The organism is Chryseobacterium gambrini (assembly GCF_027920505.1).
GTDB classification, from domain to species: domain Bacteria; phylum Bacteroidota; class Bacteroidia; order Flavobacteriales; family Weeksellaceae; genus Chryseobacterium; species Chryseobacterium gambrini.
Window position 1 is genome coordinate 1317161 of sequence record NZ_CP115857.1, and the last position, 22479, is coordinate 1339639.

Consider the following 22479-nt stretch of genomic DNA (forward strand, 5'->3'; position numbering starts at 1 on the left):
CAATTTGTTTAAACTTAATAGTAAAGGCGCAAGAATTTTATCTGCAATAAAATTAAGCATCAATCCTTATTGAAAATCTTGGATTTTCCTGCGCCTCAAAAGATTTGAGAACAATAAAATCTTGAGTCTTTGCTTCTTCCAACAAGAATCTCTTTATTTAAAAAAGTTTAAACAAATTCATATTAAAAAATGAATTTCTTTCTGCAAACTCAGATTCTCCGCTTTGGAATGTCTTTAAATTACTACTGACAGTTATAATGAATCGATATTTTATAATCTGAACAGCAGCTTTGTCTTACATTTTCAACGGTCTGTGTTTATGGTCGTTAAAACAAAACAGCAAATGTTCGCATTACCAGTTTAAAAAATGCACATTTTTCGGAAAAAAGAATTTAAAATCAATAATAAAAATATTCACATCAATATAAAAACGCACTTTTTACATTGTTTTGTATTACTGAACGTTTATCTTCTGTCTGTAAACAAAATGTACATAAACAATTTTAAATATTTGATTAACAACCTATATTAAACCAAAAAAATTAAAAAGCATCAAATATGTATTAAATTGTTGTGATAATTTTTGTACATTTGCCGTATTCTGTTTTAACAACGAGACAAATATACGAACATTGTTCGTATTTCAAAATAAAAAAGAAAAATATTTTGCGTATTTTTTCATAAATAACGATAAACATATCAAAATGACCAACTTAGAATTCAAAGAGATCAGAAAGAAACTAAAAATGAAGCAGGCTGAGATCGCCGAGGCGATAGGAGTTGGTACGAGAGCCGTTCAGTACTGGGAAAAAGGCGAAAGAAAAATACCGGAAACCACTGCTTATTTTGTAAAAAACATGCTGCAGGAACAGCAACAGAAACCTAATAACAGCGCATCGCTTATTGCTTATTCGGATCTAAAGATCATGTACGTTCCGCTGGCGAACCAATACGCACAAGCCGGATATCTGAGTAGGTTTGCGGACGAAGAATATATAGAAAGTTTACCCACAATTCCTTTCAGTGATGATGTGGAACACCGCGGCGAATATATGTGCTTCGAAGTTCGGGGAGACAGTATGGACGACGGCTCCTACGAAAGTTATCTTGAAGGCGATATTATTTTATGCAGAAATATCCGCCAGGATTACTGGATGAGCAAGCTGCATTATGATAAGTGGGATTTTGTCATCGTACACAAAGAAAAAGGGATTCTCGTGAAAAGAATTATTAATCATGATGTGGAACGAGGCATTATCACTCTTCATTCTCTGAATGAATATTACGAAGATTTTGAAATCCATCTTGAAGATGTAGCCAAACTTTTCAATATCATCAGTACAAGGCGTAAAAATAACAGAAGGTGATAGAAACCATTATCATAGAATAAAAAGTCCGTTTCACAACGAGTGAAAACGGACTTATTTTATAATTTCACTTGATATCTATTGTTTTTTAATCTATTAAACAACTAATATCGGTTTGTAAGATACCTGTTGCACCAGTAATAGAAAATATTTTATCTCCAACTTGCTGACCATAATTGTAAATTTTTATATATGAATAGCTTCCACCCGTTACAGGAGTTCCGTTACTATTATATAATTGTGAACCAATATGGGGTGTTAAAGTATCAAATCCTAAAAGATGAGTATCTTTTGTTGTCCTGCAGGCAGAAGCGGTATCATCATGAAAGCTTACTCCGAAAGAGTATAATTGTGAAATTTTATAATCTCTGCTAATAACATTACTATATAAAATTTTCCCGTTAGAATAAGTAACCTTTAAACGCATCGAATAATTATGATTAACAGGATCAAATCCAAAAGCGTGAGAGGTTGTTCCACTTCCGTTATTTTCTAAAACCCAAGCCGAGCCTAAAGTAACATCAGTCAATTCCCATTCTGTCGCTTTAATTGCACCTTCATAAGTGGAAATTCTTACCGAATAAAGATATGCACTTGAAGAATTATCATAATGAGTACTTAAATCTGTTCCCGCATTATCCCAAGCTATTAACACTGGATAATAAGTACCAGATGTAAATTGTATAACATTTGACCAATCTGAAACCGTACCTGCTGGTGTACAATATTTTCTTGCCCTTATATACAGAACAGTATCATTGGGAATATCTCCGCTATCCATTTGAATATTTTCAATTTGATTATACTGAAATCCCACTCTAGAGTGAACGATTTTTGCAAAACTACTATCTGTTGCTATTTGATATTCTGGTGACCAGGAACCTAAATTAAGGACTGTATAATCCATCACGATTTGTCCATTAGAAAGTACATCTACTTTATTAATAACTGGTGTTTCACAAGCTGAAGGATTACAATTTCCAATTTTAAATAAGCTTTTTTCTTTAGCTATAACTCCATCTTCATCCATTAATTCTACAATGAGCTCATAGTCACCTTCATCCTGAATAAAAGGAAGCTTTACGGTGTCTGAAGAACTTGGAATAGGATTTATATTGTATTCGGAATATGGATTAGACGGACTTCCGTTTTTATTTTTATAATAAGCAATTGCGCTTTTTATTGGCTTAGAAGATGTGTAATCTATCTTAAACGAAATATTGCATGTTTCTGCTGCCATTGTTTTGTTTTTATATTATTAAATTTAATAAACAAAGGGTGATTTTTTGATTTTTCAATTGAATAAAGCCCCCCCCTTCGTTATTGTGATATTTATTTAGGAACACGGCCTTCACAACAATCTCCTCCTTTCTCGAAGACGATACCTTTTATAATGATGGGAGTTTCTACGTACCAATTTTCAAGAGATACATTCTGTTCACATCCGCCTCCAATAACTTTTACTTTTATGTTCGGAATTTTTCTCGGAGAAAGATTATTAAACGTATGAGTTACAAAACCTTTTGAATCCGGATTTTGAATTACCTGACTTCCGTTATCAAGGAAATCCCAGCTGTACTGATAATCTATGAAATGTTCTCCTGTTATTTTGAATTTCACAACAGTTGCTGTTGAATCAGACTCAGGAATATCAACTTTCTCCACAACAATTCTCACCTGCGGTTCGGTAATCAATGTAATGTTACAATCAGTAGATTTTCCATTAACGCTAAAGCTAATTGGCTGGTTGTGTAATTCCTGACTTACTGATGCAGGATCAAAGAAATACAATCCATCAATTAATTGTACTCCGCCATTCAGATCAGAATCTACATTTGCCGTTACGATGCCATTGAAAGGAAATACAGTAAACGGAATTTTCTCCGCTTTGGCACAGATAGTTGTATTAGGTAAACTCAGATTAATCTTTACTTTCGGTGTACAGCAGATGTACGGAAGCGAGAAATCTGCCACAATAACTTCATCTCTCCCAATATGATCATACACCATGATAAAAGTACCTCTTTTTTCAACTCCGTGTTTGTGTTCTAAACCCGAATATTTATCGATATATTCATTAAAATACGCCTTTGAAAGATCTTTATTTTTCAATAATTCTTTGAAAGACAAAAGCATGATATCAAATCCGAGCTGTTGCTCATCTCTGATTTTTTTTATCTGATCAAATGCATCCTGATAATGCATTCCCTGATGTCCCTCAATATTATAAAATGGAGCTCTGTCAATGTTAAAACCTAAAGGTTTTCTCACATAAGATTCTTGTGAGAAAAGACCAGAATTATAGCCTACATTATTTCGGAAAGCCGGAGTTCTTACTTTATTAAAATCCCAGACTTTCAGGAAATTATCTGTAATCCTGTAATAAAAAGGGATTGCTTTATTCCCTAAGAATTCTGACTTTTGAGAAGGGGTGATTTTAATGGCGGATTCCGCTTCTATTGGTATATCATTCCCAATGACTTCTACATTGCGGTTTGGATATTTAAAATTTTGTACCTGCAGATTAAAACGGCTAATTAATGTTTTAACTCTCTGCATCGCATTTTCATCATCCAAGACCGGAGAATTGTAAAACTGATGTCTTGAAGAATCCAGCTGAGTTTCTGAATTTAATTTCCCTAACATCATATGCTTAGGAAAAGAAGCAAAATCGGGAAGGCACTTCGTAAAAGTCTTAGGAAGCAGTTTGATGATTTCGGAATACGTAGCCGTTAAATCTTTTACCACATCATAAGCATACTGAAAACCAAACGGCAGGTTAAGACATTCTTCCAAAACACTTTTAAAAGTAAGATGATCCGCAACAGGAAGTCCAAACATTTTAGAAATTTCGTAGATTTTTCTAAAAACCAGCTCACCATAGCCGTTTCTTTCTAAAACATCGGCATACATATTTTTTAAATCTGCATAGGAAAATCTTGTTTCAATTCCTTTTTCCTGAATAAGCCTTTCCAGAATAACGCGTTCCTGCTTTACCGAGCCTAATATATCCTCTATAAATAACGGATGCGGCTGAATACGGTCTTTTTGAAGAATATAATTAACACCCTGTTCGTTTGTAACCAACACTTTAAGATTTCGGATCTGCTGAATTCCGTGGTTGTCACAGTCGACGCCTCTACAAGGCTTTACTTCTTTCTCATAGCTTTCCAGATAGAGCATTAAATATTGATCTTCCAGATTTGAGAAATTAGCAACAGGCTGAAAATCCGAAGTTGCTTCCTGAACTGTCGCCAGTTCCCAAAGTTCAATCTGTCCTCCGTTTTCGTCATAAAATGCAGGATAGTTTACCTTGAAATTGTCGTATTTTTTAAAGTGAGTATATTCTTTACTATCAATGCTGATTGTCTTTAAATCACTTACATATAACTCTTCACTTACCTTACTCGTATTATTCAGGGTTAGCAAATCTCCGTCTGTTGTAACTGCGACTCCCTGCGAAAGTTTTATGCTGTTGAGTTTTTTATTGGAATAGGTAAGCTCAGGTTTAAAACCACATACTATACCTACTCCCTGAAGCATTACTCTGGATAAACGATCCTGATCCTCAAAAAAGTCTAAAAACTCATTGAGCTGAGTATACTCAATGTATTGTCCTTTGCTGAATTTGCGGTACTGGGTCGATATATCACTTAATTGAATAAAGCTCCGGTATTTCTCCGGTATATTATTTAATTGATTATTCATTATTGTTCATTTTTAATGATTTGTTAAGATTTTTAAATATGCTTCACAGACAATCACATTATCCATGAAGCTATATTTAATTGTTATCTTGTCACTCCTGTACAAGGATTGATCTCTAAGAAATTTCCATCAGGATAACCAGAATAAATAGGTGTAGAATCGTTTGCTAAAAATAACTGAGTAAAAGCAACCCCTGTATGACATCCAATGCTAGGAGGCATTGCACAATCCAGTGAAAATTGTACAAATCCTTCATTCGCTCCTGCTGCTAATGCTTCCGCTTCTTCTTGCGTTATAATAATTTCATTATATCTACTTGATGGATGACCGCCCGGAATAATATTACCCGCGTCTTGATTTCCTTTCGTATTACTTAAATGAATATTCCCTTTTATCACAGGATCTGAATATGGTTTTGTACCCTCTATCAATACTCCGTTTCCTAATAGATTAAAACTAGCTCGATTACAAGTATGGGTACCGTCTGGACCATATCTAAACTGAACGACAATCCTCATTCCACTTAAACAAGCAATGGTTGATTGTCCTTTTAATTTTAGAGGGCTCAATTCATATACATTACTACATCCATTTTTGTTTGTTACCGTAAGTGTTGGATGAAAAGTTTCCTCCTGTCCGGAAACAAGATTATAAGTGTGAGTCTTTTTGTTAGTTGGTAATTCGTTATAATGTATCTGGCTACCATCACCAAAATTCCAAGTAAAATCAAGATCTGTAAAATCTCCAGTGACATTAAATTCTACTGTTGCATCCGGGTCTGTGGTGTTAGGATCTGTAGTAGGAGTGCTATATGTTATAGAACCTGAAGCTACAGATACGATTTCTGGTTTTTTGTAAACAACCATTTGAGTATCCACAGGATCATCATTAACTGTGAAAGTAATGGTTTGTCCGAGATAAGCTGCGCCAACCAATGCCGGATCAAAATAACTTTGTCCTCCGGTCTGGGTAATGGCGGATATTTCTGTTCCGTTTACAAATGCTTTTACCTGACCATCCAAAGGAACGATTGTCATAAGAACCGGTTTTTCATTTTGGCAAAGTTTACCTGAAGGTAATGATAAGAATACAGGATCTTTTTTAGAACAACATAAATAAGACAATGAGAAATCTGCAATAACCTGATTGTTTGCCTTCGACTCTGCGATCAAAACAAATGTTCCGCCAGGTTCTACACCGGAAAGATGCTCCAAGCCTGATTTTCTTTCTAAAAAATCACTTAAAAGTTCTGTAGAAATTTCTTCTTTTTTGGGATCTTCTTTTACAATCGTAACGTCGTCTGATGATCCGGAAGGGGTTTCAAATTTAGCTTTATTCAATAACTTAAGATCGCTGTCTAATTTGGATAAATTAAGGAGAGCATTTTTAGGATCGCCAGTTTCTTTGCTGATATCATTGGAAATAGACAATAATTTATTTCTGAGTTCTTCAATGGAAACTTTTCTTGGTTCTTCAGGCTCATCGTCTGTTTTTTTACCGTCATTTAAAAGTAAAACGCTAACGTCAAAAGCCAGTCCGTACTTCACTTTAAGATCATTAATATTCTGTACCGCTGTTTCATAAGGCAATCCAAGATGTCCTTCAATTCTGTAGAAATCATTGTTATCAATATTATAATTCAGAGGATTCTGAACATAATCTTCTGATGATAAGTTCGCAGTATGATAACTTAAATTATATGTTTCTCTGTCTGTTTTTGTCTTTTCAAAATTCCACTTATCCAGTAATGGTTTATCTACGTTATAATAATATGGGATCGCTTTTTCCCCTAACCTTACATAAAGATTGGACGGTGTAATTTTAACCGGTCCGATATAAGATTGAAATCCATTGATTTTCTGCACAAAACGATTGGCTAATAACATCAATCTTTCATAATTTTCATCATCCTGGGTTGTGATGGACGAATGATAGAATCCGTGACGGAAAGCTGCATATTCACCCAATTCCATAGTACCTACGACATATCCCAACATCAAATGTTTAGGGAATGAAGCAATAGTCGGGCAACATTCAACATTCAGATGTAAGATCAGTCCTTTTATTTCATTGTAAGTATCAATGAGATCTTTCAGGAGATCATATCTGTACTGAAAATCATCCAGTCTTGGGGAAGATGCAGACAATAAAGTATTGAGTTTATTAAAAAGCGATAAACCACTGAAGTTGAGATCTATTTTAAAAGTATCTGCAATAGCGCCAAAACCGTCGGACAATTTCGAAACAGAATCCATGGCGTTACGAAATTTTCTTTTTAACTGATCTGCTGTTTCAACTTTAGGATCAAGGATCACTCTTTTAGCTTCAATATTCGGTAAACGGTCAAAAAGTTCTTCGTAAGAATTATGAATTTTATACAGCGTATCTTTTGCATTTCCGCTCGTCATAAGATCGGAAACAGACTGAAAATCTGCCAAAAGCACTTTAAGATCAGAAACCTGCTCTGCTCCGGTGTTATCACAATCGGCATCTTCACAAGGAGTCTCGTCATTAGAATAGCTTTCCAGATAAAGGATGATGATTTTTTCATTCAGTTTTTCCAGAGTTTTAATATCTTTAAAACTTCCTGTGTCTAATCCTTTAACTTCCATTTGCTTCAGTTCGTCTTCGGTTGCCAGTTCCAATAAAGGAATCTGCTCTTCTCCGATTCGGAAATGGTCATACCTCACTTTGTCTTTATACTCTCTGAAGTATCTGTAATTTTTGGTATCGAAATCTATCGTAACGTCTGAAGATTTCTCTTTTCCTGTACGAAGGGTAATTAAATCTCCGTCTGTGGTAACGCCTGCTCCTTGGGTAATCACAATGGTATCCAAAGCATTTTCAGCCTTTCGCGGAGCGATTTTTTCCATAACGTCCGGAACCAGACTAGAACTGGTAATTGTGGATTTAAATCCGCATACAATTCCTACGCCGCTGAGAAGTGTTCTCGAGAGCCTGTCCTGATCTTCGAAATAGTCTATGAATTCATTTAACTGCCCGTCTGTAAGTACCTGATTTTCGTTAAACTTTCTATATTGGGTTGTTACATTATCTAATTTAGCATTCATTGTTTTTCAATTTTATATGTTTGATTGTCCTAATATTATTTTCCCGTCCAGGCTGTCGTTATCTTCTATAGCACAGTCTAAAAGTCTTCCCGGTCTGTAAATATTATTTAAGTTTGTAAGAGCCGTCAGTAAATTCTGAATGCTGTTTCCTAAATTGTTAAGGTTATTTTTTGCCTTATCCGAAAGATATTTTTTAAATGCCGTTTCAAATGCAGACAAATCGTTCTGAGCGGTTTGTTTTTCACTTAAACGATCTCCCACCCAACAGATTTTAGCCAGAATATGAGCCGGAATCTCCTGTCGGATCACAGTTTCTGCATAACGTCTGAAGTCAGGATCCTGAAAACGGTAGGCAAAGCCCGGAAGAACCACACTTACACGGTAAGAATAAGGATCAAAAACATCATATTCGCAGTCTTCTTCGCAGGAAGACATTAAAGCATCGGCATAATCTACCGGATTTGCAGGAAGAACATCTCCTTCCTCATTTGGAAATACTTCAAAAGATTTTCCTACGATCATGCTGCCGATTCCTTCAAGATCCTGAAACACTTTGAAAGTATCTTCCACAGACATACATCCGATTCCTCCCACAAGCTTGTAATCTTTAAATGCAGGTTTCAGCAGTAAATGCTCTACAAGGAAAATTCCTTCTTCGGTAAAATCATATTTGAAATATCTTACCAACTCCTCGATTCCCTTTTTTAATTCGGTTAAAGAAGGGTATGGATTTGTCTTTTTATGGGTAGCCATTACATTTTGCGGCTGGCTGTCATCCATAATTTCAAGATAATAGTTCCCTCCGGCAGACATTCGGATCTGAATATTCCCAATCAAATCATAATGAGTCTGATTTTCCTGTAAAAGCTCTAATGCATTTTTAAGATCTTCTTCGTCTATCTGAATGGTCTGGTAAATGGCTTCATGCAGATTTTTAGTTGCCGCATATTCGATATGGAATGAATTTACGGATGATAAAGTGATATTACTTTTTGCATCTTTTATTTTCCAGGAATAGCTTACCGTTCCGTCGTCACTTACCAATTTAATAATCGAAACAGGTGTTTGAGAAAGATTTCTCTGCTGATAATTTTTAATTCCCAGTAATCGGGCAATTCTTTTCTGTACCCCTGAAATATTATCTGTATTCCAGACATTCGCGGTATCATCTAATGTATAATTATAGCCCAATCCACGGTCTTTGCTCAACGATTTGTATTCGTTTAAGAAGGTTTCTTTATTGTTCAGTACAATTTCATCGGTAGATTTTCCGTACAGAGATTTCATCAGGAAAGTATAGTCGCTGAATGTTTCTGCAAAACGGGCAATTAAATGATCCAGAACTTCATTTCGGCGTTCCACACTGTTATCAAGCTCCTCGTATAAAGTATCTGTAAGTCTGTCGTCATTTTCATCATAACCTGAAACCAATTCTTCAAAACCTTTAATATTTTTAAGAGCCTGAGTAAAGAACGTTCTTTTTAAACCTCCGCTGATACTTAAAACTTCTTTTACTTTTTCAAGGTGTTTGAAATAACTGGCAAGAATCTGATCGAAAAACAAAAGATATCCTTTCATCTGTTTTGCCAAAGCTTCTCTTTCCGTAGTTGGATTTCCGATGATTCCGGAAATTCCTACACCGTACGTATCCGGAAATTCATTTAAAATAGTCGCGTAATTTCCGATATCGTATGAAGTTCCCTGTGGCAGAGTTAACTCTTTATTTTGTCTGGCATCTTCTCTCAGTACTTCCTCCTCTTTTCTTAACGTTTCGAGATATTCATCTACTTTTTTAGTGTTGATATTCAACGGAAGCGCACCTTTGGTGTAACTGAATGAACTCAGATCGCAAAGCTCCGGTTTTTTACCTTTTTCAATACAGATCATCCAGTCATCGGTCTGCTTCACTGCACTGTCGCAGTAAGCAATAGAAATTTCGTGAATTTCTTTCACTCCGTCGATTTTCATGATCTCGCTGATGATATCAGAAAGCCGGACTTCTCTTCTTAACTGACTTGCTTTCAATTCTTCAGTATCAATAAAACCATTATCGAGAATCGGCCCGTCAAAAATCTCATCTGTGGTAAGACCTTTTTCCAGCATCTGCTTTAATGAATAGAAATGAACTTCCGGAGCCAGATAATTGTTGATTGCTCTGATTACCTTTGCATGAACCAGTTCCTCATCTACTTTATTTACAAGTCCGATGCGGGCGCATACCGCCACTTTCTGGGTTTCGATTTCTTTGATATCTACAAGATCTTCGCAAAGACCTCTGTTCTGGTGATAACGCTCCAGTATTTTTACTCTTGCATTCGATTTGTCACAATCTTCATTCTCACTATCGTCGATATCATCGGCATAATCTACATAAAGGTCATACAATCCTTTTACGTTAAAATGTTGTGTCTTTTCTCCGATAGGTTCAAAATCCAACTGTCCTGTTTTGCAATCCACATACAGCGTTTCGGTTCTCGGAACCAGCCAACAGTTGCTGATTGGTCTCGGATGACCGAATTTAAAGCTGATATCGATGAAGAGTTTTCTGTAATCAAGCTCTGTTAAAGGTCTGGAAGGTACAACTTCCGTAGCTTTCAGGAATTGTGTATGAATATCTTTTTTTGCATCGTTTGAAGCAAGAATGTCTTCCATATTCATATTCATCCTCATTCCAAGATCTGTGATGGCGTAGCTTAAAACCTCCAGTGTGGTAATCCCCGGATCGTGAGAGTTATAATCTGTCCAAAGTTTTCCTCCTAATCCTTCTATATATTCAATACCTGTTCTGCGTAGAAAATGAAAATCGGTCTGATCCTGCGTTTCTATATTTTTGGGTATACTAATGTGCTTATTTTCTGACATAATTATGTTTCTGCTTGTTTGTTATTAAAGGCATCCCTGTTCTGCAATAGTAACTTTGTGCTGTTTGGCAGATACGAGTATGGATTTCGGATCTACTTCGATTAAAGACTGTGTCTGTAAAACATTATTTACCAATATACTGGTCTCCTCAACGTAGTCTACATAATGCAGTTGTTCCAGATAATTAATGAGCTGATTAACATTCAGTTTCACATTAAAATCAATATCTTTAGTGTCTGTAAAAGCCCAAGGCGATATGTACTTTTTGATGTCTTCGTCTAACTGTTTTGTGTAAAATGTTTCATCATACTGATCGAAGAATTTCACCTTTGTTTCTACCTTCGCTTCTTTATAATTCGGGTTGATTACCTGAGCGTTGATGTGCATGGTATTCAATTCATTTATATACTTCTGAATCCTGTTAAGCGTGGCTCTGCTTACTCTTGGCTGATAAATATCAAAAGCGTTCTTATTTTTAATATTAGGAACAACCATCAGCGTAACATATCCGGGAGCGAGGTAAGATTTTTCCGAAGTATGATTCAGGCATTTTACCTTGAAAACTTCCGGAAATTCCTGCAAAACGAGATGCTCGTAATCCCATTGTGTAACGGCTCTGTTTTTATGTCTCAGTCTTTCACTTACTCTTCTGTAGAATTCTGTATCTGTTTCTTTATATTTTCCGTCGAATGAGTTATACGGCTGGCTCACCGATTTTACCTGCGGAACTCTGGTAATAAGCCTGGAAATCGTATTGGCTTCCAAACCGTTGTTTAAGTGAGACAGATCGTTGTTCTGATTCTGGAATGTTGCCAGAACTGCCTGTGTATATATTCCCTGAACTTTACAAACCGCATCGTAACTTCTTCCTGATCTTGCTCTTACCCAGATTAACTGATCTGTAAATCTTGTGTGATTCAAATTAATATCTTTTGGAATTTTGAATTTTACAATTCCGGATTCCAGGAATTTTTTTGAATCATTCTGCAGCATAGAGTTTGAAAGATCAATCCATGTATTTCCGGAAAGGATGCTCCATTCGATATACTCTTTTTCTTCAAAAGTTTCGGCTAAAGGATTTTCGCTTCCTTCCAGCATCTGGATGAGAAGGGAAACCGTCATCTGTGGAACCGCTTCCAGACCGATGTATAATTCGCCTCCTTTCTGATGTACCGGAACAATGGTTTTCGTATCAATTTCCTTTTCATACTGCCCGAAAGCATCTTCATGATACATCTGTACTTCTTCACTTTTCAGAAGTTCTCCTTCAGAATCTTTTCTTAAAGAATGGTATGCGGTTTCTGTTGCGCTGTAGCTCAGTTCAATATCTTCCGCAAAAGGAATATAAGGTTCATTCGGAACTACTTTTGCTTTTTGAGGATCTGATAAAACAAGCGTATATAATTTAGGATACAAGTCTTGTAATAAAGATTTCTTCAGTTTTACCCGTATCGCTTCGCCTGTACCTGCTTCATCACTGGTGCTTTTTACAGAAAACTGTGTCTGGTAAACATTTCCATTCTTTTTAAATAAAGCAATATCACTTTCCTGATTGTGCCAGATTTCTTTGTCTAACACCGCTGTATCGATCTTAAAATAATCGTCTCCTGTTACAACTGACGAATTTTTCAAATTGTTAAAATCCTGCTGACTGATATTTGTATCCGGTTCCATGATATACCCGCTGTATAAATCCTTTATGGAAGCCGGCGTGTTTTTCCAATTGATTGTAATGTCTGCAGTGTTCCATTTTTTAGAGAACATTTCAGGACATTTTATGTAAAAATTGGAACCTTTAATCGGCTGCGCAGTAAATGGATAATAGGATTTTTCGGAATTCAGTTCTCCATTGTCATTTTCAATCTGAAGAGATTTTATTCCTTTTACATCTACAGAAACTTCAATATTGTTGACCAATGCTTCTGAAAAAGCTTCATAGACTTCATAATATTTCTTCCCTTCAATCATGAATCTGAGAACAGGAAAGCTGGTCTGGAATGTTTCCTTCAGAACCTCTTTATTGTATTTTACGATGGCAGGAAAATCTTTCGGTAATGTTAAAGAAAATGTTAAACGGTGTTTTTTATCACTTTTAGTTCCTGTTTCTCCATTTTCAGTACATTGTAATGCAATGTCGGATAACCATTCTTTTTCCCCGCTGCAAAGTACTTTGATGTTGTTCTGAAAGTCTTCTTTTTCAAGGTCTTTTAATTTTTGAACAGAATTTGCGTTGAAATCTATTTTCAGGGTAATTGTTCTGTCTCCTTCTTTTAAATCGAATAAAGATGATGCTACAGAAAATCCCAGTTTCGCTTTTGGAAGTTCTTTATAGATAGATTTGTCCGAAGCTGTTTCTTCAGCATTGTATCCGAACGGCCACCAATAGTTTCCGCCTTCCGGCAGTTTTTCGCCCAAACCATCGGCAGAATTGGTAACCGGAGCCATTTTAAGCTCTTGTTTTCCGCCGTCGTTAAGAAGACTTTTAATTTCAATTACTTTTGCCTGATTGGCAATCAGTTCATTATTGGTTTTGTAGACCCGTTTTTTTCCTTCCGCATCTTTATCTCCGTCCAGAAGTGTTCCTTCCGGAATTCTTTCCTGAATTGCTTTTTTTGCCAATTCAAAAATTACATAGACTTTGTCTTCTTTAGCATCATTCTTCTGAATCTGAAGGATCTCGTTATAGTAGAAATCCAGATGTCTCTTCGTTAAATTATTGAAAGCTTTTTTGGAAAAATCCAGCAATTTCAGAAAGCAGACAAAGAGGGTAAGATGAGGCGCCAGATTGCTGTCCTGTTCAAATTGGGAAATAAGATCTGTAACCTGTTTTTTCATACTTTTGTACTCTACGCTTTCTCTGCGCGGAATAGCATTGGTATCATCACCAAAGAAAAAGTTTCCCCACTTCTTATCTGGTATTGCTGTATCAGCATCTTTTTCAAAAAAATTTACATGACTGGCAAAATTGTTTGCAAATAGCAGCCAATCGAACAGATCGAAGTCGTGCAATTCGAGATTGCCGGGATCCAGATCCGCTAAAAAGCGCTGCATTTGTGATTTTCCTTCACGATAATGTGAAAATGTATCTGTTTTTTTCATTTGTTTATATTTATATTCTATGGTCAGATGCAATACTTAATGTAATGTTTCGGTAGTATTCAAAATGGTTACAGACATCCCGTAATTATTTATATTTCAGTAGCTTCACCTTTATAGAAAGGGAAAACCATATTGCTTCTGGTATTCGTATTCCTTACTTCGTAATCAATTTTTATCAACACTTCGCCTTCCAGTTCTTCCTGAGTATCGATGTCGATATTTAAAATGTTTATTCTGGGCTCGTGGTATAAAATGGCACGCTCGATGATTCCTTTCATCTGGGTAATCAGCGTTAAGTCCAAAGGTTTGAAAAGCATTTCCTGCAGGTCGCATCCGTAATCGGGGAACATAACACGTTCTCCCGGTCTTGTGGAGAGTAAAATGATCAGACTGTTGTTAATGTCTTCCACATCTGTAGTCATTACCAGCTTTCCTTCAGTCTCATTAAACTCAGGCGGGAAACTCCAGCCTATTCCTAAAAAATCTGTATTTATTTTCATACGTTCTTGTATTATATTTAATTGTAACATCTTGCATCTGTAACATAGAGTTTTAGTTTTCTAACCGTTTTGTTATTGATGTTTTTACATTTTTTAATCTTGCAGGCTGTGTATCATCCGCCTATTAAAACAGTTGCTTCACCCGCGCTTATTACGCCTCCGTGAGCGGTAGAATCTCCCATTCTTGCGGCTGGTTTTCCGCCGATCATTACGCTTGAAGATCCTGCTGCAATGGTATCGGGCGGACCTGTGCATATCGCTTTGTCTCCTACTCTTGCTGCGGGTTTACCTCCGATAAGTACAGTAGGTTCTCCTGCCGGAATGATGGGCCCGCCAACGTGCGGGGTAGTTCCCGTTACCATCGGACAGGTATGCATATCTGTAATTCTTGCTGCCGGTTTCATGATTAATTAATTTTAACTTGAGATCCTTTTACGACGGTTACTGCGCCTGATTTAAGCTCAGAACCGGAACTTCCTTCTGCTTTGAACTGTGCGGATGCTTTGATACCGATATTGGTTCCTTCCATCTTAATATCACCTTTTGCTTTGATCCTGATGTCTTTCCCACTTTCCATACTGATCCCGTCTTTATTGAGGGTAAGAGTATTCTTATGCTCGTCTTCTATTTTAATGACATCTGCATCTTCGTCTACAGTTATTTTTTTGCCTTTTGGTGTTTCAAGGGTGTATGAAATTTTATCGTCATTAAAAATCATCTTCATTTTGCTGCGGGTAACAAATCCTTTTTCGTTGTTGTCATCGGAAGCTACAATGGGAGCCGGTTTTGCGCTGCTGTTCAGCATTCCCAGAACCACTGCATCATTGGGATCATCATTAATAAAACCAATGATTACCTCATCTCCGATTTCCGGTCTGAAGAATGAACCTCTGTTTTCTCCTGCATCAAGTGTGGCTACACGCGCCCAGATTCCCTCCTCTTCGTTATTGATGATCGGAATCTGCACCAGAATCCTGTCTTCTCCATCGGGATCGGATTCCAGTTGGGATACTTTCCCGATGTGTAATCCGCTGATGGAAGGAATAATCCCTGAACCCGGCATTTCGCTCACATCATATGTTTCTGAGAACCATGTCGGAGAAAGCCCGAATTGTGCATCAACCAGCCAGTTTCCTTCAGCAATTTCGTGACGGACGCCTGTTACGTAAATTTTTCCGTTGAAACGGTTTCCTACGCCTTGCAGCATTAATGAAACTCCCGGTTTTACAGCCGGAATTCCCTGAAATTTTACCCTTCCTCTGGTCTTTGCCAATTGTTGAAAAGTTGCCTTTGCATCACTCCAGTCCTGAAGTTCACTCTGCGTAAGATTTCCGCCATGTTTAAGCTGCAGATCGTCTATTCCAAATACTTTCGCCAGATCATCCGGTGAAAGGTTTCCGTTAAGTTTTACTGCGGGATCCTGAGCTTCCACTTCTGTGAGTTCCTGATCGGTATAGCTCCATGTTTTGGCTGAAATTTTTTTGAACTGATCTCTTGCGTCTATTTCTCCGTCAAACTCATGCACCGAAGATCCGTAAACCACTGTTTCCACTTCTTTTTTACTGAAATCAGGTTTCGCTATTTTAACGGTTCCGTCTTCTACAAAACAAAGTTTTCCGTTTGCCTGTGCTCTGGTGAGCATAAAATCCCAGTCGGAAGCTCTGTACTGAATCAATTCTTTGTGTGAATTTGCGGTAGCCTGAACATCGGCAGTCAAACCGTTGTTACTGATGAGTTCTCCGATAATATCGCTGTCTTTACTGTCGTAGAAATATTTACTTTTTCTGCCTAAAGTCATCTTTACTGCTTTATCTCTGCATTCTATGATGAGGTAGGAAGAGCCGTTTCTCACTTTGATGTTGTGCTTTACAACCACTCCTTTAAAAATGCTTTCTTCATCCGAATGATAGCCTGCTGTGATTTCAATTTCTTTTCCGGGAATCAGAAGATCTTCATTGCTTAGTTTAAAATCCTGTTCCGGTACGCTTCCATCCAAAATAACAATGCGGGCATAAGGAATTCTGTTTACTTCTTTTTCTACAACAATACTTTTTACCCCATATTTTCCGGGTAACTCGGTACCTCCGGACATTACTTTAAAAGTGATCAGATCCGGATTTTTTGATGTTTTTATGTATCCGCTGTTGTTCATGTTATGCTATTTTTTCTATGGGTGGAAAGTAGAGTTCAGTTCCCGGTTTCAACTGTCTGAAATTGATGAGATTATTAACTTTAGCGACTTCCAGGTAATATTTGGAGTCTCCGTAAATTCTTTCAGTCATTAAGGGTAAAGTGTCTCCTGCCTGTACGGTTCTTTTGTGGGTAAGGTCTGGAGAAGATTTTTTAGCTTTTTCTGCAATAAGTTCCTGACTGATACCTTCTACAAAAGTTGCTTTACCTATAGCTCTTAACGGTGTTCCATCTTTGTTGAACATTTTATAATCTACTGTAAACTCCGTAAGAGCACCTTTAAATTCAAATTCTCCCCATATCACAATAACACTATATGGTTTATGAAATGATCCCTTAAATTCACCTGTTGCTTTATAAAAACGTTCTAACTGTAAATTAACAGTATCATGCTTGAATTTATTTTTCTTTATGACATTGACAAGTTTATTACCCGAATATGTTTCCGTTACTCCAGTGCCATCAAATAAAAATTCCATTTGTAATGCTTGAGGAGCAACTTTAACAAATTTTGGACTACTTCCTGCTGCACCTTGCTCTTGGGCAGTGTTATATTCTATTTTACTGGTGAAAGAAAAACCTGTCGGATTAATAAAGGCTTCAAATGCATCACTATCAATAACACTTTTAAAGTTAATATCCTTGTACGTTCCTATCTTTACTTTCAAAACTTCTCCTCCTGTTTTCTTTATTTCTCCTATCATTATCTTTCTTTTTTACGTTTTTCTATATTTACTGCCTGCTCTACGCTTTCGCTAATTGCACACATAATTTTTCCTTCATCCACCGATGCGGTAGTTGTCATTGCGGCTGCTTTTTCGTCCACATTTATTTTAATGTGAAGCTCTTTTATTTCTATTGGCATTTCGTTTATTTTTAATTAATTATTAATACGTAAAAAACTTAAAACCAATTATTTAACGTATTTATTTAAAAAAACCTAAGCACATAAAGCGTGTGTTCAGTCCTGTTATAAGACCAATCCTTTATTTTTTTATTTTAAAATTTTTGCTGAATGTTATCCGAAAACTAACACACGGTAAGTGCTTAGATTTGATTTAGAAATTACAAGCCTAAACTTGCTAACGATGAGGGTATTTTGAAATATCTGTATTTCAGCTCTATTGTTTCAATGGCAAGTCTGCTTTCTTCTGCGTTGAATTCTGAAACGTTCCATTTTACCGGATAGGCTCCAACTACATTCCAGACCATTAACGGTGCTGTAGACTGAAGTCCTCCTGAAAGCGTAATGACAAGATCTCTGGGTTCAAACTCGAAGTTTTCCATTGCATTTCTGCACCAGCTTATTAATCCTGAACTTACAATCAAGCCACGCTTAAGAACTAAATTATCATATTTCGGTCTCAGAGGAAGCTGATGAAGAAATCTGTTTTCGCCTCCTTCGGCATATTCTTCGGTCTGAATTTCTGTAGATAAACCAGATATAGACTGAAATCTGGAGTCAATACCCTCTGTTGTCGAAATCCCGTTAACAATAAAAGAGAAACTGGTTGGAGGATATAAAAGAGCCATGATTAGTTATGTTCAATAGTTAAACCTTCGTGCGCAATCTCCAAAGTTTCAATTGCCACTTCATTACCTTCAGCTTTCAGATCGGTTGACTGTAATTTCAATGGGAAGGCATTTTTCACTTTCCATGTTACGGCAGGTGCGCCGTTCTCGTCTAAAAGAGAAATCGTGATCGATCTTCTTTCTACCGTGTTCATCTGAACGGTCTGCAACCATTCGAAATAATCGTTATCACCTTTGAAAGTTCCTCTTTTTAAAGTGATGTTTCCGAATTTTGCCATTCCCGGCATTTTGATCTTGCTGAAATCCGGACTTGCTCCCTGTCTGTATTCAATGATATCGCGCTCGATGCTTAATCCCGAAACTTCCTGAAAACCGATGTTCGTTCCGCCCCAGTCTACTTCAAAGGAAAACTTTACTAATGGATATGTATTCATAATTGTCTTGATTTAATTTTGTTATTTGTTTGTTTAATTTTTAAGCTTCCTGCAGTTTGTGTGAGAAACGAAGAACAATAAATTCTGCCGGACGAACTGCCGCCATACCGATTTCTACGATCATTCTGCCTTCAAGGATATCCTGTGCAGACATGGTTTTGTTTAAGCCAACGCTTACATAATAAGCTTCTTCCGGCTTGCTTCCTGCCAATGCTCCGTCCTGCCACTGCTGGTTCAGGAAGTTTTCGATCATGGTCTGTACGCGAACCCATGTATTGGCTGTGTTCGGCTCAAATACGAAACGTTCCGTTGCTTTTTTCACGGATTCTTCTACCATGTTGAAGAATCTGCGTACTGAAATGTATCTCCATTCGTTGCTGTTGCCGTCAAGCGTTCTTGCACCCCAAACCAATGTTCCTTTTCCTGTAAAAGATCTGATAACGTTGATGGATTTTCCTGAAGTAGGATCTACATTAAGAGTCATCTGATCTTCGTGAGAAACTTTTACTGTAGGAGCCACTACATAGCTAAGTCCAACATTAGCAGGTGCTTTGAATACTCCGGAAGTGCTGTCTACTTTAGCATACACACCCGCAACTGCTGAAGACGGAGCCATCACTACTTTTTCAGACTCGATTGCTGCTTTAGCTTTATTATACAGCTCTGTTCTGTTGGATTTTAGCCATTTTAAATTGTTTACATAGCCATCTGGAAGAGACAAAACATTTCCTGAGATATCTTTTTCTTCAAAACTTGTAATTTTAACATCTTCATCTTCAAAGCTATGAGTTAAAACAGTTTCCAATTTCGGATAATAAGCAGCTCCGTATTTTAAACCTGTAGAAACTACTTTATTTCTGAAAGTAAGATCATCTCCAAGAACGTCCATAATAACAAACCTGTCTTTCATTTCCTCTGCATGATCCAAAGCCAATCCATACAAACCGTAAGCCTCTAATGTTGGTAAAGATTCTGCATCCGGGAAAACGATAAGCGTAGGCTCATCTTCTTTTTCAAGAGTCTTAAGTCCTGTTTCTAATTCGCTTTTTAATACTTCTGTAGGATATCCTGAAGCGACTCCAACAGAAACAATATAACATGGACCGCCACCGTTTGCAAAATACATTTGCATAGCATGGTACATTTTGAATTTACCTAATTTACTATCTTCAAAAGTGGTAGAGACAGTATTGTCTTTAATAGAAATTTTGATCTCTTTACCTTCGTTTTTTCCTTTACCGAAAAGATTTTCATATTCCAACAGCGAAGAGATTCTTGTCGGCTCATTTTTTGGTCCTTTTCCTGTATATCCGATGAAAGCAGGGATCGCTGTTTCTACTTGTGCTACAGAAGGCGGAAATTTTGCCAGTTCCTCCACGTAAACACCTGGTGTTTTGTAATTCATTTTGTTAAAAATTTAAAATTAATATTTAGTTATGTTCAATAGTTAAACCTTCGTGCGCAATTTCCAAAGTTTCGATTGCCACTTCATTACCTTCAGCTTTCAGATCGGTTGACTGTAATTTCAATGGGAAGGCATTTTTCACTTTCCATGTTACCGCAGGTGCGCCGTTCTCGTCTAAAAGAGAAATCGTAATCGATCTTCTTTCTACCGTGTTCATCTGAACGGTCTGCAACCATTCGAAATAATCGTTATCACCTTTGAAAGTTCCTCTTTTTAAAGTAATGTTTCCGAATTTTGCCATTCCCGGCATTTTGATCTTGCTGAAATCCGGACTTGCGCCCTGTCTGTATTCAATGATATCGCGCTCGATGCTTAATCCCGAAACTTCCTGAAAACCGATGTTCGTTCCGCCCCAGTCTACTTCAAAGGAAAACTTTACTAATGGATATGTATTCATAATTGTCTTGATTTAATTTTGTTATTTGTTTGTTTAATTTTTACGCTTCCTGCAGTTTGTGTGAGAAACGAAGAACAATAAATTCTGCCGGACGAACTGCCGCCATACCGATCTCCACGATCATTCTGCCTTCAAGGATATCCTGTGCAGACATGGTTTTATTTAAGCCAACGCTTACATAATAAGCTTCTTCCGGCTTGCTTCCTGCCAATGCTCCGTCCTGCCACTGCTGGTTCAGGAAGTTTTCGATCATCGTCTGTACGCGAACCCATGTATTGGCTGTGTTCGGTTCAAATACGAAACGTTCCGTTGCTTTTTTCACGGATTCTTCCACCATGTTGAAGAATCTGCGTACTGAAATGTATCTCCATTCGTTGCTGTTGCCGTCTAACGTTCTTGCACCCCAAACCAATGTTCCTTTTCCTGTAAAAGATCTGATAACGTTGATGGATTTTCCTGAAGCCGGATCTACGTTAAGTTCATCCTGACGTTTATTGGAAATTTTAATAACGGGAGAATCAACATAATTAAGTCCTGTATTTGCAGGAGCTTTGAATACTCCGGAAGTGCTGTCCACTTTAGCGTAAACACCCGCCATTGTTGAAGATGGAGCTAAAACTACTTTTTGGGATTCAATTGCCGCCTTAGCCTGATTGTACAGTTCAGAATTTTTTAATTTTAATTCTGCTAAGGTTGTTACACCGGAAGCACCCATCACAGAAACCTTATCTTCTTTAAAAGCGTACGTTAAAATTGTTTTAAGGTTCGGATAATAAGCTGCTCCGTATTTTAGTCCTGTAGATGTTACTTTATTTCTGAAAGTAGCATCATCTCCTAAAACATCCATAATAACAAACCTGTCTTTCATAGATTCTGCCTGATCTAAGGCGCTGTCATATAAAGAGTATATTAGTTCTTTATTAATACCGTCTTCGTCTTCTTTTCTAGACATAACCAAAGAGTGTGCTGTTGTTGCAACCAAAGCAATAGCAGTAGCATTAGCAAGATCTGTTTGAAAAACATTAACAGCACTTTGAGCAACAGACTTAACACTATTAACAGTGGCATTTGGAGCAACCGCGGCATTTTGAATAGCAACAATTACAGTTTGTGCAGCCTGAGCTTCGGCTACTTTAATTGGATCATTAGACTCAATAATTTTATAGCTATTAGCCTTAGCAACAGCATTGGCAATGGCGGTTCGTAGAACCTCACCATCTAAAGTATTGGCAACAGCTTCAGCAGCATTTTTTGCGGCAGTGGCAACAAGCTTATTATTTTCTGTTACTTCTGCAGCAATTTCAGCTAAGACAATATCTTCAGCCGCAGGAATTAAACTTTGAAGATCAGGAAAAACAATAAGTGTAGGCTCGTCTTCTTTTTTTAATAATTCAAGACCGTATAAAAGAGTTCCTTGCTGAGTTGCAATGGTTCCAACAGTAACATCATCCTTATAATCGCCTACCGAAACAATATAGCAAGGTCCGCCTCCATTGGCAAAATACATTTGCATCGCGTAATACATTTTGAAATCGCTTACCTTTGGCTGAACTGCTGTTGCAGCACCATCTTTGAAAGCTACAGCAAAAGTTTCGGCATATGCTTTTCCAAAAAGTTCTTCAAATTCCAGCATGGACGAGATTCTCGTAGGTTTGTTTTGTGTCCCTCCTTCTGTATATCCGATAAAAGCGGGAATAGCTGTTTCAACTTGCGCTACGGAAGGCGGAAATTTTGTCTCTTCCTCCACATAGACTCCAGGGGTTTTGTAATTCATTTGTTAAAATTTTTAAGTTAATATTAATTATCACTCGAAGCAGAACTTCAATATTTTGTTGTGATTTATTTTGGTTGTG

At 37.1% G+C, this 22479-nt stretch carries 16 protein-coding genes; 1 reads left to right on the forward strand and 15 read right to left on the reverse strand.

The genetic code is table 11. The features are described 5' to 3' along the window. Positions 1 to 704 precede the first annotated feature (704 nt). A complete protein-coding gene (locus PFY09_RS05825) occupies positions 705 to 1367 on the forward strand; it encodes a S24 family peptidase (protein WP_271161771.1) in 663 nt (220 codons plus the stop codon). Between the two features lie 88 nt (positions 1368 to 1455). Here PFY09_RS05825 and PFY09_RS05830 read toward each other — a convergent pair whose 3' ends face one another. From PFY09_RS05830 to PFY09_RS05900, 15 genes are all read right to left on the reverse strand, one after another. Next, on the reverse strand, positions 1456 to 2607 hold the full coding sequence (locus PFY09_RS05830) for a hypothetical protein (protein WP_271161772.1): 1152 nt from the start codon (positions 2605 to 2607) through the stop codon (positions 1456 to 1458). Between the two features lie 92 nt (positions 2608 to 2699). Further along, positions 2700 to 5075 (reverse strand): hypothetical protein, encoded by a 2376-nt coding sequence (locus tag PFY09_RS05835; protein ID WP_271161773.1) that lies wholly within the window; start codon positions 5073 to 5075, stop codon positions 2700 to 2702. An 83-nt stretch (positions 5076 to 5158) separates the two neighbouring features. Continuing rightward, positions 5159 to 8146, reverse strand: a complete 2988-nt coding sequence (locus PFY09_RS05840) for a PKD domain-containing protein (protein ID WP_271161774.1) — start codon at positions 8144 to 8146, stop codon at positions 5159 to 5161. Between the two features lie 12 nt (positions 8147 to 8158). Continuing rightward, positions 8159 to 11008, reverse strand: a complete 2850-nt coding sequence (locus PFY09_RS05845; protein WP_271161775.1) for a hypothetical protein — start codon at positions 11006 to 11008, stop codon at positions 8159 to 8161. A gap of 24 nt (positions 11009 to 11032) precedes the next feature. Beyond that, complete coding sequence (locus tag PFY09_RS05850; protein WP_271161776.1) at positions 11033 to 14107, reverse strand: baseplate J/gp47 family protein; 3075 nt, start codon at positions 14105 to 14107, stop codon at positions 11033 to 11035. 89 nt (positions 14108 to 14196) lie between these two features. Further along, on the reverse strand, positions 14197 to 14607 hold the full coding sequence (locus tag PFY09_RS05855; protein WP_087711249.1) for a GPW/gp25 family protein: 411 nt from the start codon (positions 14605 to 14607) through the stop codon (positions 14197 to 14199). A 113-nt stretch (positions 14608 to 14720) separates the two neighbouring features. Further along, the gene (locus tag PFY09_RS05860) at positions 14721 to 15011 is read right to left on the reverse strand and encodes a PAAR domain-containing protein (protein ID WP_076394823.1); all 291 of its coding nucleotides are present in this window, start codon (positions 15009 to 15011) and stop codon (positions 14721 to 14723) included. A gap of 2 nt (positions 15012 to 15013) precedes the next feature. Continuing rightward, positions 15014 to 16759 carry a type VI secretion system tip protein VgrG gene (vgrG, locus tag PFY09_RS05865; protein WP_271161777.1) on the reverse strand — a complete coding sequence of 582 codons (1746 nt, stop codon included), beginning with the start codon at positions 16757 to 16759 and terminating at the stop codon, positions 15014 to 15016. A gap of 1 nt (position 16760) precedes the next feature. After that, positions 16761 to 17501, reverse strand: coding sequence for a CIS tube protein (locus PFY09_RS05870; RefSeq protein ID WP_116099933.1), 741 nt, complete (start codon positions 17499 to 17501; stop codon positions 16761 to 16763). Continuing rightward, a complete protein-coding gene (locus PFY09_RS05875) occupies positions 17501 to 17662 on the reverse strand; it encodes a DUF5908 family protein (protein WP_271161778.1) in 162 nt (53 codons plus the stop codon). The genes PFY09_RS05870 and PFY09_RS05875 overlap by 1 nt, the downstream gene beginning before the upstream one ends. A gap of 200 nt (positions 17663 to 17862) precedes the next feature. Then, the gene (locus PFY09_RS05880; protein WP_235130117.1) at positions 17863 to 18330 is read right to left on the reverse strand and encodes a phage tail protein; all 468 of its coding nucleotides are present in this window, start codon (positions 18328 to 18330) and stop codon (positions 17863 to 17865) included. Between the two features lie 2 nt (positions 18331 to 18332). After that, on the reverse strand, positions 18333 to 18764 hold the full coding sequence (locus PFY09_RS05885; RefSeq protein WP_076394813.1) for a phage tail protein: 432 nt from the start codon (positions 18762 to 18764) through the stop codon (positions 18333 to 18335). A gap of 40 nt (positions 18765 to 18804) precedes the next feature. After that, positions 18805 to 20169 carry a phage tail sheath family protein gene (locus tag PFY09_RS05890; RefSeq protein ID WP_271161779.1) on the reverse strand — a complete coding sequence of 455 codons (1365 nt, stop codon included), beginning with the start codon at positions 20167 to 20169 and terminating at the stop codon, positions 18805 to 18807. A gap of 25 nt (positions 20170 to 20194) precedes the next feature. Beyond that, the gene (locus tag PFY09_RS05895; protein WP_076394813.1) at positions 20195 to 20626 is read right to left on the reverse strand and encodes a phage tail protein; all 432 of its coding nucleotides are present in this window, start codon (positions 20624 to 20626) and stop codon (positions 20195 to 20197) included. Between the two features lie 40 nt (positions 20627 to 20666). Continuing rightward, complete coding sequence (locus tag PFY09_RS05900; protein WP_271161780.1) at positions 20667 to 22400, reverse strand: phage tail sheath family protein; 1734 nt, start codon at positions 22398 to 22400, stop codon at positions 20667 to 20669. Between the last annotated feature and the right edge of the window lie 79 nt (positions 22401 to 22479).

Excerpts from the sequence above, each read along its gene's own strand:
- PFY09_RS05825 (WP_271161771.1), top strand. The coding sequence starts at position 705 with ATGACCAACTTAGAATTCAAAGAGATCAGAAAGAAACTAAAAATGAAG.
- PFY09_RS05830 (WP_271161772.1), bottom strand. The coding sequence starts at position 2,607 with ATGGCAGCAGAAACATGCAATATTTCGTTTAAGATAGATTACACATCT.
- PFY09_RS05835 (WP_271161773.1), bottom strand. The coding sequence starts at position 5,075 with ATGAATAATCAATTAAATAATATACCGGAGAAATACCGGAGCTTTATT.
- PFY09_RS05840 (WP_271161774.1), bottom strand. The coding sequence starts at position 8,146 with ATGAATGCTAAATTAGATAATGTAACAACCCAATATAGAAAGTTTAAC.
- PFY09_RS05845 (WP_271161775.1), bottom strand. The coding sequence starts at position 11,008 with ATGTCAGAAAATAAGCACATTAGTATACCCAAAAATATAGAAACGCAG.
- PFY09_RS05850 (WP_271161776.1), bottom strand. The coding sequence starts at position 14,107 with ATGAAAAAAACAGATACATTTTCACATTATCGTGAAGGAAAATCACAA.
- PFY09_RS05855 (WP_087711249.1), bottom strand. The coding sequence starts at position 14,607 with ATGAAAATAAATACAGATTTTTTAGGAATAGGCTGGAGTTTCCCGCCT.
- PFY09_RS05860 (WP_076394823.1), bottom strand. The coding sequence starts at position 15,011 with ATGAAACCGGCAGCAAGAATTACAGATATGCATACCTGTCCGATGGTA.
- vgrG (WP_271161777.1), bottom strand. The coding sequence starts at position 16,759 with ATGAACAACAGCGGATACATAAAAACATCAAAAAATCCGGATCTGATC.
- PFY09_RS05870 (WP_116099933.1), bottom strand. The coding sequence starts at position 17,501 with ATGATAGGAGAAATAAAGAAAACAGGAGGAGAAGTTTTGAAAGTAAAG.
- PFY09_RS05875 (WP_271161778.1), bottom strand. The coding sequence starts at position 17,662 with ATGCCAATAGAAATAAAAGAGCTTCACATTAAAATAAATGTGGACGAA.
- PFY09_RS05880 (WP_235130117.1), bottom strand. The coding sequence starts at position 18,330 with ATGGCTCTTTTATATCCTCCAACCAGTTTCTCTTTTATTGTTAACGGG.
- PFY09_RS05885 (WP_076394813.1), bottom strand. The coding sequence starts at position 18,764 with ATGAATACATATCCATTAGTAAAGTTTTCCTTTGAAGTAGACTGGGGC.
- PFY09_RS05890 (WP_271161779.1), bottom strand. The coding sequence starts at position 20,169 with ATGAATTACAAAACACCAGGTGTTTACGTGGAGGAACTGGCAAAATTT.
- PFY09_RS05895 (WP_076394813.1), bottom strand. The coding sequence starts at position 20,626 with ATGAATACATATCCATTAGTAAAGTTTTCCTTTGAAGTAGACTGGGGC.
- PFY09_RS05900 (WP_271161780.1), bottom strand. The coding sequence starts at position 22,400 with ATGAATTACAAAACCCCTGGAGTCTATGTGGAGGAAGAGACAAAATTT.